The organism is Streptomyces sp. NPDC046870 (genome assembly GCF_040704595.1).
Lineage (GTDB): Bacteria > Actinomycetota > Actinomycetes > Streptomycetales > Streptomycetaceae > Streptomyces > Streptomyces argyrophylli.
In genome coordinates, this window is the sequence record NZ_JBEYXM010000012.1 from 1 (window position 1) to 13,695 (window position 13,695).

At 72.8% G+C, this 13,695-nt stretch carries 11 protein-coding genes; 5 read left to right on the top strand and 6 right to left on the bottom strand.

What is annotated here, in order from left to right:
* Together AB0946_RS24430 and AB0946_RS24435 are read left to right on the top strand one after the other, a co-directional pair.
* A partial coding sequence (locus AB0946_RS24430; RefSeq protein WP_366762780.1) for a cbb3-type cytochrome c oxidase subunit I occupies positions 1 to 869 on the top strand: 869 nt, incomplete at its 5' end.
* A complete protein-coding gene (locus tag AB0946_RS24435; protein ID WP_366762782.1) occupies positions 866 to 1,201 on the top strand; it encodes a hypothetical protein in 336 nt (111 codons plus the stop codon). The genes AB0946_RS24430 and AB0946_RS24435, both read left to right, overlap by 4 nt.
* 244 nt (positions 1,202 to 1,445) lie before the next feature.
* Here the strand turns inward: AB0946_RS24435 and AB0946_RS24440 are convergent, their stop codons facing one another.
* Together AB0946_RS24440 and AB0946_RS24445 are read right to left on the bottom strand one after the other, a co-directional pair.
* On the bottom strand, positions 1,446 to 2,468 hold the full coding sequence (locus tag AB0946_RS24440; protein WP_366762783.1) for an alcohol dehydrogenase: 1,023 nt from the start codon (positions 2,466 to 2,468) through the stop codon (positions 1,446 to 1,448).
* Between the two features lie 120 nt (positions 2,469 to 2,588).
* Positions 2,589 to 3,251 carry a TetR/AcrR family transcriptional regulator gene (locus AB0946_RS24445; protein WP_366762784.1) on the bottom strand — a complete coding sequence of 221 codons (663 nt, stop codon included), beginning with the start codon at positions 3,249 to 3,251 and terminating at the stop codon, positions 2,589 to 2,591.
* 140 nt (positions 3,252 to 3,391) lie between these two features.
* Between AB0946_RS24445 and AB0946_RS24450 the strand changes: the two genes are divergently transcribed.
* Positions 3,392 to 4,645, top strand: coding sequence for a YncE family protein (locus AB0946_RS24450; RefSeq protein WP_366762785.1), 1,254 nt, complete (start codon positions 3,392 to 3,394; stop codon positions 4,643 to 4,645).
* 104 nt (positions 4,646 to 4,749) lie between these two features.
* On the opposite strand, the gene AB0946_RS24455 is transcribed toward AB0946_RS24450, so the two are convergent.
* Positions 4,750 to 6,840 carry a translation factor GTPase family protein gene (locus AB0946_RS24455; RefSeq protein ID WP_366762786.1) on the bottom strand — a complete coding sequence of 697 codons (2,091 nt, stop codon included), beginning with the start codon at positions 6,838 to 6,840 and terminating at the stop codon, positions 4,750 to 4,752.
* 182 nt (positions 6,841 to 7,022) lie between these two features.
* On the opposite strand from AB0946_RS24455, the gene AB0946_RS24460 reads away from it, so the two are divergent.
* On the top strand, positions 7,023 to 8,129 hold the full coding sequence (locus AB0946_RS24460; RefSeq protein WP_366762787.1) for an XdhC family protein: 1,107 nt from the start codon (positions 7,023 to 7,025) through the stop codon (positions 8,127 to 8,129).
* Positions 8,130 to 8,556: 427 nt separating this feature from the next.
* Entirely contained in the window at positions 8,557 to 11,358 is a 2,802-nt protein-coding gene (locus AB0946_RS24465; RefSeq protein WP_366762788.1) for an AAA family ATPase, read from the top strand.
* Positions 11,359 to 11,435: 77 nt separating this feature from the next.
* Here the strand turns inward: AB0946_RS24465 and AB0946_RS24470 are convergent, their stop codons facing one another.
* The 3 genes from AB0946_RS24470 to AB0946_RS24480 form a co-directional block, all read right to left on the bottom strand.
* Positions 11,436 to 12,032, bottom strand: coding sequence for a GNAT family N-acetyltransferase (locus AB0946_RS24470; protein WP_366762789.1), 597 nt, complete (start codon positions 12,030 to 12,032; stop codon positions 11,436 to 11,438).
* A gap of 137 nt (positions 12,033 to 12,169) precedes the next feature.
* Positions 12,170 to 12,670, bottom strand: coding sequence for a metallophosphoesterase (locus AB0946_RS24475; RefSeq protein WP_189816745.1), 501 nt, complete (start codon positions 12,668 to 12,670; stop codon positions 12,170 to 12,172).
* 9 nt (positions 12,671 to 12,679) lie between these two features.
* Positions 12,680 to 13,690: an SDR family oxidoreductase gene (locus AB0946_RS24480; protein ID WP_366762790.1), complete on the bottom strand. Its 1,011-nt coding sequence runs from the start codon at positions 13,688 to 13,690 to the stop codon at positions 12,680 to 12,682.
* Positions 13,691 to 13,695 lie beyond the last annotated feature (5 nt).

The following is a 13,695-nucleotide window of genomic DNA, read 5'->3' on the forward strand; positions in this document are numbered from 1 at the left end:
TGCCCTTCTTCGGCATCATCAGCGAAGTGATCCCGGTGTTCTCCCGCAAGCCGATGTTCGGCTACATGGGCCTGATCGCCGCGACCATCGCCATCACCGGCCTGTCCGTGACCGTGTGGGCCCACCACATGTACGTCACCGGCGGTGTGCTGCTGCCGTTCTTCTCCTTCATGACGTTCCTGATCGCGGTGCCGACCGGGGTGAAGTTCTTCAACTGGATCGGCACGATGTGGAAGGGAAGTCTGTCCTTCGAGACGCCCATGCTGTGGGTGATGGGCTTTCTCGTCACCTTCGTCTTCGGCGGGCTGACCGGGGTCATGCTCGCCTCCCCGCCGATCGACCTCCACGTCTCCGACTCGTACTTCGTGGTGGCCCACTTCCACTACGTGGTCTTCGGCACGGTCGTCTTCGCGATGTTCTCCGGCTTCCACTTCTGGTGGCCGAAGTGGACCGGCAAGATGCTCGACGAGCGTCTCGGCAAGATCACCTTCTGGACGCTGTTCATCGGCTTCCACGGCACCTTCCTGGTCCAGCACTGGCTGGGAGCGGAGGGCATGCAGCGGCGGATCCCGGACTACCTCGCGGCCGAGGGGCTCACCACGCTCAACACGGTGTCCTCGGTCTTCTCGTTCCTGCTCGGCTCCTCCTTGCTGCCGTTCTTCTACAACGTCTGGAAGACGGCCAGGTACGGCAAGCCGGTCGAGACCGACGACCCGTGGGGCTACGGACGCTCGCTGGAGTGGGCGACCTCCTGCCCGCCGCCCCGGCACAACTTCGTCACGCTGCCGCGGATCCGCAGCGAGTCCCCGGCGTTCGACCTGCACCACCCCGGCGTCCCGTCCCCGGAGCGGGAGTTGACCGCGCGGTGACGGCGCACGACGAGCGGGACCTCGTCCGGCAGATCGAGGGCCATCTGCTGCTGGCCGCCGCACGGGAGGAGGGCCGTACCGCCGCCGTACGCCTCGGTTCCCGGCTCGGCTGGCTCACCGACAGCCAACGCGAAGACGTGCAGCGGCAGTTCGAGGACGCGTACCTGGCGCTGGCCCGGCTCTCGTGGCACCGCACGGCCGAGCGGGCGCAGGAGCTGCGGCAGGCGTACGAGTCACGCTACCGGGCGCTGCGCCGTCGGCTGCTGGCCTGCTGCGTGCTGGGCTGCGCGGTGCTCGCGGCGGCCCTGCTGGTGGTGTCCGCCGCCGTGTAGCACCGGCCGTCGGGGGTTCGGGCGCCGGCCGGGCCGGGGCTGCGCGCCGGGGTGCCGGCGGTGCGGGTCCCGGTCCGGTTCGACGCGGGCTTCCGGTGCGCCCGGCTGGTCTCCCCGGCCTTCGTACCGCCGCGCCGCCTGTCCGCGGGCCGCCCGGGCGCACGAGGTCCGGGACGCGGACGGCGCCGCGCCCGTGTTCGCCGCGCTGGACGGGCTGACCGGGTGACGGGCTGACGCCGGCCCGTCAGGCGGTGAGCACCATCCGGAAGCGGGCTTTGCCGGACAGCATCTTCTGGTACGCCTCGTCCGCGTCGTCCAGCGGCACGTTCTCGGTCATGGGGCGGATGCCGTGCAGCGCGCTGAAGGCCATGGTGTCCTCCACGTCCTGCGAGGTGCCGGACGGGTGGCCGCGCACCACGCGGCCGGCCATGAGCAGCTGGGTCGGGCTGATGCCGAGGGGTGCGGTGTCCGCGCCGATGACCACCAGTTCGCCGCGGTGGGCCAGGCCGTCCACGGTGGCCGTGATGGCATCGGAGTGCCCCGCGGTGGCCAGGACGACCTTGGCGCCGCCGAGGGATTGCAGCGCCTCGGCGACCGGGGTGCCGGAGGTGCTGTCGACGTAGTGGTGGGCGCCCAGTTGCGCGGCGAAGTCGGCTTTCGCCGCGCCCCGGGCGATCGCCACGGTCTCGAAGCCCATGGCCACGGCGTACTGCACGCCGAGGTGGCCGAGGCCGCCGATCCCGAGCACCGCGACCAGGTCACCGGGCCGTGCCGAGCTGCGCCGCAGCCCGTTGTACGTGGTCACGCCCGCGCAGGCCATCGGTCCGGCGTCGCTCGCGGAGAGCGCTTCGGGGATGCGGGCCAGGGCGTCGACGGGTGCGATCACCTTCTCGCCGAAGCCGCCGTCGTAGGCCCAGCCGGGAACCTTCAGGTTCGGGCACACGATGAAGTCGCCCTCGCGGCAGGGCCGGCAGTGGCCGCAGCTGCCGCCGAACCAGCCGACGGCCACCCGGTCGCCCTCCTGCCAGCCCCGCTCCCGCACGCCCTCGCCGAGTTCCTCCAGGCGCCCGGCGATCTCGTGCCCGGGGACTTCCGGGAACGACACGCCCGGTAGCCCGCCGCTCACGAAGAGGGCGTCGCTGTGGCAGACCCCGCACGCTTCCACGGCGATCCTGACCTGGCCGGGTCCGGGTGGCCGGACCTCGCGTTCGACCAGCTCGAAGGTGCCGTTCGGAGCGGTGACCTGTGCGGCTCGATAGGTACTCATGGCTCTCTCCGGGAACGGGTACGGCGTGTCCTCAGACCCAGCAGAGCAGCTCCGGCCCGATCCCGCGCGCCGAACGGACCGGCCCCGCCTCCTTGCGCCACGGCCCGGGGCGCCCGTGGCTCAGGGGCTCCCGGGGCGCCAGCCCTCCGGGCGGAGCATGCCGAGCAGCAGCCGGACCAGTTCGTCCACCACCTCGTCCAGTGTGGCGTCCACCCAGCCGGCGCTCCAGTCGTGCAGCAGGCCGTTGACGCTGCCGATGAAGGCCGTGGCCGCGAGGCGGTAGTCGCGCGGCGCCGCCTCCCCGCGGACGACGGCCGCGTCCGCCTCGGCGCGGATGAGGTCGATCCAGCGGGCCCGGCGGGCCAGGCGCTGCTCCTCCAGCCGGGGACTGACGCCGACGATCTCCACGAAGGCGATGCGGATGCGGCGCGGGTCACGGGTGACGCCGTGGGCGTAGGCCCGGAAGAGCACGGTGGCGCGCTCGGCGAGCGGCAGCCCGTCCGCGTCGGCGAGGGCGTCCAGGACGGCCTGTTCGGCCCAGCCGTTGACCTGGAGGTGGAGGGCGGCGAGGACGTCCTCCAGGGTGCGGAACTCCTCGTAGAACTGGCGTGTGGACAGGCCGGCGGCCTGGCTCAGCGCGGCGACCGTGGTGCCCCGGTAGCCGGGGGTGTCGCCGAACAGCCCCAGTGCCGCGTCCAGGAAGCGGCGGCGGCGCTCGGCCTGCCGTTCCTCGGCGGAGCGTCCGCCGTAGCGTCCCGTCGGCGCCCTGAGCCTGCCTTCCACGCGTCCCCCTCGGTCATTCCGCCGCTCCCCCAATCTTGTCGTGCACACATCTTGTCGAGAAGGCCATCCCTTCCTTACTTTTCAGTAAGTTCACTGTGAAAGCACCCGTGTTCAGATTCCCCCGAGGAAAGAGAGCCGTCATGGCTGCCTCCAGAACCAGGCACCTGTGCTCCGTGGCCGCCGCCCTCGTCCTGACCGTCGCCGCCCCGGCGACCGCCGCCTCCGCAAGCTCCGCCGCCCCCGCCGGGCTGCGCGAGGTGCTGTTCGTCGGCAACAACTGGGACGGCACGGCCGATGTCATCCGCTCCTCCGGCGACTTCGCGAAGATCGGCCGGATCAACGTCGTCCCGGACAAGGCCGCGCGGATGGCCGAGATCAACGCGGACCCGATCAAGTGGATCTACTTCCAGGCGATCCGCAACAGCGTCGGCGAGGGCCACGACCAGTTCGCCGACGACATGTACTCCACGCCCGACGGCAGGTCGGTGGTGGTGTCCCGGCCCAGTTTCGCGGACGTCGTCTCCCTGGACCTCGCCACCGGGAAGGTCAACTGGCGTTTCCCGGTGGCCGGTTACCGCGCCGACCACATGGCGGTCTCCCCGGACGGCACCCGGGTGGCGGTCTCCGCCTCGACCGCGAACACCGTGCACGTGCTGGACATCGACACCGGCAGGCAGCTCGGGTCCTTCGCGACCGGTGACAAGCCGCACGAGAACATCTTCACCAAGGACGGCAAGTACATCTGGAACATGTCCATCGGTGACGTCAACACCGACCTGGACAGCCCGGGCTGGGACTGGACCAAGGGCGACCGGCACATCACCGTCGTGGACGCGACGACGTACAAGCAGGTCAAGGTCATCGACATGCGGCAGCGGCTGGACGCGTTCGGGCTGAAGGACTTCTCCGACGCGGTCCGCCCGGCCGTGTTCTCCGCCGACGAGTCCAAGCTGTACTTCCAGGTGTCGTTCTTCAACGGCTTCCTGGAGTACGACGTCGCCACCGACAAGATCACCCGGATGAAGACCCTGCCGAAGAACCCGGCGACCAGCGAGGACCGCACCACCTGGGTCAACGACTCGCGTCACCACGGCATCTCGATGAACCCCGAGGGCACGAAGCTCTGCGTCGCGGGCACCATGGACGACTACGCGACCGTGGTCGACCGCGCCTCGCTCCAGGAGGGTCCGCTCGTCACGACGTCCAAGCCGTACTGGGCGACGGTCAGCGGCGACGGCAAGGACTGCATCGTCTCCGAGAGCGGCGCCGACCAGGTGACGGCGATCGACTTCGCCACCGGCAGGAAGGTGACGTCGGTCCCGGTCGGCGACCATCCGCAGCGCGTCCGGCTGGGGCACGTCCAGGCGGACTGGACCGGCCCCAGCGGGGGGTGACGCCGCACCGAGCCGTGGCCTCCGGGGCGTCCCCACTCACCTCGGAGGCCACACCCCTGCCGTCGGAAGCGCGCCGCCGCCCGTGCGGCGCGCGGTGCCAGGACTCACGAGCAGGTCGCCTGTGGGTCGGCCGACGGCCGGTCGGGGCGTTCCCCGGCCCTGCGCGTCACGTTGAGCAGGTACTCCTTCCGGTTCAACGGGTTGTGGTCGGTGCGCGGACGTTCGGGGACCGTGCCCCGGGTGACCGGCGCGTAGTGGTCGAAGGCCGTCTCCAGCTCGCCCTCGCCCCGGGTCAGTCCCGGCAGCCGCTGCTCCAGCGCGTGCACCCGGGCGGCCGGCACGGTTCCCTCCAGGACACAGGTGGTCCCGTGCGTACCGGTGGCCTCGGGCACGGCACCGAGCCGGGCCAGCACCGGCAGCAGCGCGCCGAGGGTGTCGGCCGGCGCCTCCAGGCGGAAGCGGTGCGCCGGCTCGTGCACCAGGGTGCCGGCCCGGCGCAGCGCCTCGGTCAGGACCAGCGGGGTCAGGCCCCGGAAGTCGTAGCCCGTGCTCGACATGCTCTTGTCGAAGCCCTGGTGCGCGTGACTCTGCCGGGGCGAGTAGCCGCAGTGGGTCATGGTGACCGTGCAGTCGACGACCTGCCAGCCGTGCAGTCCCTGGCCGAGCGTCTCCCGGACGGTGTCCTCGACCGCCTTGAAGAAGGCGTACGGCATCGAACCCAGCTCCACCTCCAGCCGGAACGCCACGCCCGTGCCGGGCGGGGCGGGGTCGACGCGCAGGCCGACCGTGGCGAGGAAGGGGTTGGCGTCCTTCTTGTTGAACTCGACGGCGTGCCCGGTGCCGGCCGGCCGCTCGACGCACAGGGTCGTCGTCTCGCGGAAGGTGACGGCCAGGCCGTACTCGTCGGCGAGGGTGGCCTGGACGACCTCCTTCTGCACCTCGCCGTAGAGCGACACGGAGGTCTCCCCGCGCAGCCCGTCGTGGCGGACGCCGATGAGCGGGTCCTGTTCGGCGAGCTGGGTGAGCGCGAGGTGCAGGGAGCGGCGGTCCGTGCCGGCGCCGGGTACGACGACCGTCTCCAGGGTGGGCGGCGCGAAGTGGTGCTCATACGACCGTCCCGGCGTGCCCAGCGCGTCACCGATCCGGATGCCGTCGAGGCCCCACACCTTCACGATCCGGCCCGCACCGGCGCTGTCCGCGCGCTTGTCCGTGCCGTGGTCGAAGACGGCGAGCGCGGTGACGCGGCCCTCGGTGGCACGGGCGCCTGCGGGGCGGGCTTCGCGGTCGGTGGTGGTCTCCCGGCGGCCGTTCGCTCCCCTGCCCGGGTCCTTGCCGCCGTCGCCGAAGGGGATGCGGTCACGGACGCGCAGGGTGCCGGAGAAGAGCCGGGCATAGGCCACCTTCTCCCCCGCCGGGCCCCGCTCCACCTTGAAGACGGTGCCCGAGAGGGGGCCGTCCGGGTCACCGGCGGCGGCGGGCAGCAGCCCCTGGATGCCGTCGACCAGCTCGGTCACACCGGCGCCCGTGATCGCGGAGCCGAAGTACACCGGGTGGACGGAGCCGTCCCGGGTCTGTGCCGCGAGCGCGCCGCGCAGCCGGGCCTCGGGGACCGCGCCGTCGAGGAGGGCGGCGAGCAGCACGTCGTCCCGGTCCGCCAGGGCCTCGTGCGCTGCCGGGCCGAGGCCGGGCAGGAAGCGGGCGGCACGCGTGCCGAGTCCCGCGGCGGTCCCCATGGGGACGAGCGGTACGGCGAGCCGTCGGGCCAGTTGGCGGAGCACCGCCGTGTCCCGGGCGCCGCGGCGGTCGATCTTGTTGACGAAGACCAGGGTGGGGATGCGCAGCCGGCGCAGGGTGCGCATCAGCACACGGGTCTGCGCCTGGACGCCTTCGACGGCGGAGACGACCAGGACGGCTCCGTCCAGCACGCCGAGCACCCGTTCCACCTCGGCGATGAAGTCCGGGTGACCGGGGGTGTCGATGAGGTTGACGGTGACGCGGTCGAGCGGGAAGGAGACGACGGCGGACTTGATGGTGATGCCGCGCCGCCGCTCCAGCGCGAGGGTGTCGGTGGTGGTGCTGCCGGCGTCGACGCTGCCGATCTCGTCGATCACTCCGGCGGTGTGCAGGAGCCGTTCGGTCAGGCTCGTCTTACCCGCGTCGACATGGGCGAGGATTCCCAGATTGAGCAATGGCACGAAGCGTCATGTCCTTGAGAGAGTGGGCGATTCCTTCCGGGCCGGACATGAACGGTGCGCGCATGATCGCTCCTGGTTCTCTCGGGAACTCGACCGGTGCAGTGCAGCAGAACGGCGGCCTCACCGCCAACGGATTAACGTTCAACCAGGTGCCGTGCCCGGTGCGAGCCGAGGAGCCGACGATGCGTGAGATTCTCGCCGTGCTGGACCGGTGGTACGCCGCCCGGGTGCCGTTCGGGCTGGCCACCGTCGTCGCGGTCAGCCGCAGCGCGCCGCGCGGGCCCGGCGCCGCGATGGCGGTCGGCCCGGACGGCGAGGTGGTCGGCAGTGTGTCCGGCGGCTGTGTGGAGGGCGCGGTGTTCGAGCTGGCCCAGGAGGCCGTCGAGAGCGGGGCGGCACGGCTGGAGACGTTCGGCTACAGCGACGAGGACGCCTTCGCGGTGGGGCTCACCTGCGGCGGCGAGATCACCGTGCTGGTACGGCCGGTGACCCCGGCCCGGGACCCGGCGTTCGGCGCGGTCGCCGCGTCCGTCGCGGGCGGCGAGCCGGTCACCGTGGCCACCGTGGTCGACGGGCCGGCGCCGTGCGGGTCGACGCTCGCGGTGTGGCCCCGCACGGCCGCCGGCACCCTGGGGACCCCGGGGCTCGACGCGGCCGTCGCCGCCGACGCGCGCGGCGAACTCGCCCTCGGCGTGACCGGCCTGCGGCACTACGGCCCGCACGGGGAGCGCCGCGAGGACACCGTCACGGTGTTCCTCCAGTCCTTCGCGCCGCCGCCGCGCATGCTGGTGTTCGGGGCCATCGACTACGCCGCCGCCGTGGCCCGGATCGGGGACTTCCTCGGTTACCGGGTCACCGTGTGCGACGCCCGGCCGGTGTTCGCCACCCCCCGCCGGTTCCCGGAAGGGTCGGAAGTCGTCGTGGACTGGCCGCACCGTTATCTGCGCGGCACGCACACCGACGAGCGGACGGTGATCTGCGTCCTGACCCATGACCCGAAGTTCGACGTGCCGGTGCTGCTGGAGGCGTTGCGGCGGCCGGCGGCGTACATCGGGGCGATGGGCAGCCGGCGCACCCACGACGACCGGCTCCGCCGCCTGATCGAGTCGGGCCTCACCGACCGGGAACTGTCCCGCCTGCGCTCCCCCCTCGGCCTGGACCTCGGCGCCCGTACGCCGGAGGAGGTGGCGGTGTCGGTGGCGGCGGAGATCGTGGCCCTGAGGTGGGGCGGCACCGGGTCACCGCTGAGCGCGACGAGGGGGGCGATCCATCCCCGGCGAGTGGGGTGACCGTTCCTGCCGGGGGGCACGCACTGGGCATGCCGCTCGCCCTGCGGCAGGGCCGCCGTCTGCTGACGTACAGCTCGGTGCCGGTGACGAAGCCGCTCTCGGCGAGGAGCAGGCCGCCGCAGCTCGGCGGCCTGCTCCTCGCCGGGCGCCAGTCCCCAGGTACGCGCCAGGGCGCGGACGGCCGCCTTGGAAATCGGCCCGGGACTCGGCTTCTGAGTCGGCTCGGCCGGCGGGCGGGCCCCGGCGCGCGATGGGGGCGGAAGGGATCGGCACCAGCGGAACGGGCGCGTCGCATTTGTTACCCTCAACCTGATCCACCAGCACGTATGCGCATTGATAACGTCATCAAACGGGGGAAGCGGATGGCGCTCGCCGCGAGGTTTTTGACACCGAGGGACCCGCTCCGGTCGACGGGGGAGGACACTCGGTGAGCTTCGACGACCTGCCGCTGACGAGTGCCGCCGGGCCCTTGGTGGGACGGGACCGGGACCTGGAACTCGTCTCGGGCTTCCTGGCTCACACGGGCTTCGGCGGGGCCCTGCTGCTGCGCGGGGACCCGGGCGTGGGCAAGACCGTGGTCCTGGACGCCCTCGCGCGGTCCGCGGCGGACACCGGCACCTGCGTCCTGCGTATCGCCGGCGTCCAGTTCGAGGCGGACGTCAGCTACGCGGCACTCAACCAGGCGTTCCTTCCGCTCCGGCACGTCCTCGACACCCTCGACGGCACACACCGGGAAGCCCTCCGGGTCGCGCTCGGCTTCGGTGCCGGTCAGCCCCCGGAACGCCTGGTCGTCCTCAACGCCGCGCTGGCCCTGTTGCAGGCCGCGGCCTCCAGGAGCCCGGTGCTGATCATCGTCGACGATCTCCCCTGGGTCGACCGGGCCAGCGCCGCGGTCTTCGGCTTCGTCGCCCGGCGGCTTTCCGGTACCCGCATCAGGTTCCTCGCCGCGATGCGCCCCGGCGCCGACAGCTTCTTCGAGAGCGGCGGCCTGCCGACGTACGAGCTGTCGCCGCTGGACACGCAATCGGCGACCCGTCTGATCGACGCGCGCTTCCCCCACCTGGCCCGCCAGGTCCGGCGGCGCGTGCTGCACACCGCGCAGGGCAATCCCCTGGCCCTGCTGGAACTCCCCCGTGCCCTGCGGGCGAGCCAGCGCGCGGCGCTCGAAACCCTGCCGTCCGTCCTGCCGCTCGGCCAACGCCTGCAGTCCCTGTTCATGTCCCGGGTCCGCGGCCTCCCCACCGCCACGCGCAGGCTGCTGCTGCTGGCCGCCCTGGAAGGCAGCGGTGAGATCGGTGTCCTGTGCGGTGCGGCGCGGGAATGGGACGGCAACGCCGACCTGGAAGACCTCGCGCCCGCCGAGCAGGACCAGCTCGTGCGCCTGCACGAGGACAGCCGCCGGCTGGTGTTCCACCATCCGCTGATCCGGTCGGCCGTGGTCGAGGCCGCCACCAGCAGCAGCCGGCGCTCGGCCCACCGCGCTCTGGCGCAGGTGCTGGGCGGCCGGCCCGAATCCCAGGCCTGGCACCTGGGAGAGGCGACGATCGAACCCGACGAGCAGGTGGCCGCCCGGCTGGAAGAGGCGGCGCACCGCGTCCTGGACCGCGGGGACGCCGTGGCCGCGATCGCGGCGCTCACCCGGGCCGCGGACCTCAGTCCGCTGGGCGCGGACCGCGCCCGCCGGCTCGCGGAAGCCGCGTACATCGGTGCCGAGGCGACCGGTGCGCTGCGCAGCGCCTCGAAACTGCTGGAGAACGCGCGACGGGCCGACCCGGACCACGGCAGGTCGCTGCACTCCGCCGCCGCCACGGTCCAGCTCCTGTTGAACGGCGACGGTGACGTGACCACGGCTCACCGTCTCCTCGTCGGTGCCATCGAAGAGGGAACGCACGGCTACGACGCCGGCAACGCCGCCCTCATCGACGCGCTGCACCTCCTCTCGCTGCTGTGCATCTACGGGGCCAGGGCGGAACTGTGGGCCCCGTTCCACGCCGCGCTCGCCCGGCTGCGTCCCGCACCACCGGCGCTGCTGTCCATCCTCGGGCAGCTGTACTCGGACCCCGCTCGCACCGGGCCGGCGACGCTGCGGCGGTTCGACCGCATCATCCACGGCATCACGGAAGAAACCGATCCCGCCCGGATCGTGCGCGTCGGAACCGCGGCGGTCTACACGGACCGCCTGTCCGCCCTGCGCGCACCGTCCTGGCGTGTCGTCCAGCAGGGCCGGAACGGCGGTCCGGTACGCCGGCACCTGGGTGTCCTGCTCCACCTCGGCCTCGACGGCTACCACACGGGCAGATGGGACGAGGCCATCGAGCTGGCCGACGAGGGACTCGCGCTGTGCACGGACTCCGGGTACAGCTTCTTCTCCTGGTACTTCCACTTCAGCAAGGGACTGGTGTCGGCGTCCCGCGGCGACATCGACACCGCCCTCATGCTCGCCGACCGGATGACGGACTGGGCGTCCCCGCGCGGCTTGCGGTCGGTCGTCCAGTACGCCCATCACGTCCGCGTCCTCACACACGGCGCGACCGGGGATTTCGAAGCGGTCTTCCGTCACGCCGACGCGATCAGCCCGGCGGGCAGCCTGGAGCCGTACGCGCAGCCCTCGGTGTGGGTGTTCTTCGACCTCGTGGAGTCGGCCCTGCGCACCGGCCGTCAGGCGGAGGCGAGGGCACACGTGCGCGCCGTACGCGCGTCCACCGTCAAGGCGCTGTCCCCCCGGCTGGCGCTGCTGGCGGGCGGCGCGGCGGGCCTCGTGGCGGAGGACGACGAGGTGGCGGAACGATTCTTCAACGAGGCGCTGTCCGCTTCGGGTGTCGACGAGTGGCCCTTCGACCGGGCACGCGTGCAGCTCGCCCGGGGCGCGCGGCTGCGCCGTGCCGGGGCGGTGTCGCAGGCCGAGGGCCCGCTCAGGTCCGCGCACGGCACCTTCCGGCGGCTGGGCGCCCGCCCTTGGGCCGCGCGGGCGGCACAGGAGTTGCGCGCCGTCGGTTCGACGGTGGCGGACACGAACGACCAGCGGGGGACGGACCTCACCCCGCGGGAACGCGAGATCGCGGAGCTGGCCGCGTCCGGGCTGACGAACAAGCAGATCGCCGAGAGGTTCTTCATCTCGCACCGCACCGTCGGCGCCCACCTGTACCAGATCTATCCCAAGCTGGGGGTCACCTCCCGGGCGGCTCTCAGGGACGCGCTCTCCGCGGACCCTGCCCGACACGCGCCCTAGGGTCTTTCATCTGGATCGTGCCGGGCTCGCGGGCCCTGGCACCGCGCCCTGATCCGGCCTGCTCCGGACGAAAGACCCTAGTCGGGGTCCCCGGCCACGCGCGCGTGCAGATGCTGGTCGTGCCAGCCGTCGGCGTGCAGGAGGGCGCTGCGCTGGGTGCCCTCGTAGCCGAATCCGGCCTTCTCGGCGACCCGGCAGGACGCCGGGTTGGCGACGGAGTGGCACAGGATCAGCCGGTGCAGACCGAGGTCGTCCAGGGCCCACCGGCTCAGCCGGCGTGCCGCCCGGACGGCGAGGCCCGTTCCGCGCGCCGCGGGCAGCACCCAGTACAGGAGTTCGGCGGTGCCGGCGGCGAGGTCGACGCCGTTCAGTCCGGCGAGGCCGACGGGCGCGCCGCCTTGCGGGGCGATGGCCCAGACGACTCCGGTCTCGGCCCGCCGGCGCGCGTGCAGGCGCTCGATGCGGGCCCTGGCCTCCGCGCGGTCGGCGACCGAGAAGAGGTTCCACCTGCTGATGTCCGGGTCCCGCCCGGCGGCGAGCAGGGCGTCCGCGTCGGCGTCGGTCAGCTGCCAGGGCCGCAGCTCAAGTCCACCGGCCAGCGGCAGGACGGGCTGGCCGGGCTCGGCGAGGCGGCCCGGGGGCACGACGGCGGGTATGCCTGAGCTGGAGATCATCGACGCATCCTGCCACAGCCGGTGATCACCGGTGGGTCTGCCGGGACGGCGGGCCGAGCGGTGTGCCGCCGCGGCCCGCCGTCCCGGCAGACCCCGACCGGCGCCACCGGCGGAAACCACCGGCTGCCGCCCGGCGGCTACCGTCGCGGCAGCCGGTGCAGGGTCACCTCGGTGAGGGCTCCGTCGGCGACCGTGGCCGTGAGGTACGTGCAGTGGGGCTGGCGGCGGCGGTCCGTCGGGGAGCCGGGGTTGAGCAGCCGCAGGCCGCCGGGGGCGGTGGTGTCCCAGGGGATGTGACTGTGCCCGAAGACCAGGACGTCCAGGTCGGGGAAGCGGGCGGCGCAGCGGGCCTCGCGGCCCTGGGCGGGACCGGTCTCGTGGACGACCCCGAAGCGCAGGCCGCCCAGGTCGGCGTGGGCCACCTCGGGGAGCCGGGCGCGCAGTTCGGGGCCGTCGTTGTTGCCGTACACCCCGACCAGCCGGCGGCTGCGGCTCTCCAGCAGGTCGAGGGTGGCGGTGTCGACCCAGTCCCCGGCGTGGAACACGACGTCCGCGCGCGGGAGTTCGGCGAGCAGCTGCTCCGGCAGCGCCTTGGCGCGCTTGGGCAGGTGCGTGTCGGACATGAGCAGCAGGCGCACCTCGCCAGCTTATGCGGAGGAGGAGGTGAGGCGGCGGATGCCGCGTACGGTGCCCAGCAGCGCGGCGCCCGCGCCGAGGGCGGTGACGGCGGGGTGCCGGACCAGGGTCTCCTGCCAGGAGCGGGCGTGGGCGGTGTCGTCGAAGGAGCCGTGGGCGCCCTGGTCGTCGGCGGGCTCGCGGTCCACCGGCTCGAAGAGGTTGTCCAGGCCGGCGGGCGGGATGCGGTCGGTCTGCTGGGAGTCGAAGCCGGTACGGGCCAGGTAGCGGTCGAGCAGCGCCGGGACGAACCGGTTGGCCCAGATGGTGGCGACGGTGGACGCGCCGACGTAGTACTGCTTGCGGCCCGGATGGCCGGCGGCGTACAGCACGCCCCGCGCGGCCACCTCGGGCTGGTAGATCGGCGGGACCGGCATGGGGTGCTTGGCCAGACGGGAGCGGACCCATTCGAACTGGGGTGTGTTGACGGCGGGCATCTGCACGACGGTGACGCGCACGTTGCTGCCGCGGTGCAGCAGTTCCGTGCGCAGCGAGGAGGTGAAGCCGTTGATGGCGTGCTTGGCTCCGCAGTACGCCGACTGCAGGGGGATCGACCGTTCTCCGAGCGCGGAGCCGACCTGCACGATCGTGCCCTGGTCGCGGGGGAGCATGCGCTTCAGGGCGGACCGGGTGCCGTTGACGAAGCCGAGGTAGGTCACCTCGGTGATCCGCCGGTACTCCTCGGGGGTGATCTCCTCGAACGGCGCGAACACGCTGGCGAAGGCGCAGTTGATCCAGGTGTCGATGGGGCCGAACTCCTTCTCCGCGGCCTCGGCGACGGCCTCCGTCTGGGCCGGGTCGGCGACGTCGGCGGGCTGTACGAGCGGCCGTCCGCCGAGCGCCGCGACCTCGTCGGCCGCCGCCTCCAGGCCGCCCTCGCCGCGCGCGACCAGGACGACGTCGGCGCCGCGCCTGGCGTACAGGCGGGCGGTGGCGCGGCCGATGCCGGCGCTGGCGCCGGTGATGACGACGGTGGGGGGCATGTTCC

Coding starts and splice junctions, on each gene's coding strand:
- AB0946_RS24470 (WP_366762789.1), bottom strand. CDS start 12,032: ATGATCTCCAGCTCAGGCATACCCGCCGTCGTGCCCCCGGGCCGCCTC.
- AB0946_RS24480 (WP_366762790.1), bottom strand. CDS start 13,690: ATGCCCCCCACCGTCGTCATCACCGGCGCCAGCGCCGGCATCGGCCGC.
- AB0946_RS24440 (WP_366762783.1), bottom strand. CDS start 2,468: ATGAGTACCTATCGAGCCGCACAGGTCACCGCTCCGAACGGCACCTTC.
- AB0946_RS24460 (WP_366762787.1), top strand. CDS start 7,023: ATGCGTGAGATTCTCGCCGTGCTGGACCGGTGGTACGCCGCCCGGGTG.
- AB0946_RS24450 (WP_366762785.1), top strand. CDS start 3,392: ATGGCTGCCTCCAGAACCAGGCACCTGTGCTCCGTGGCCGCCGCCCTC.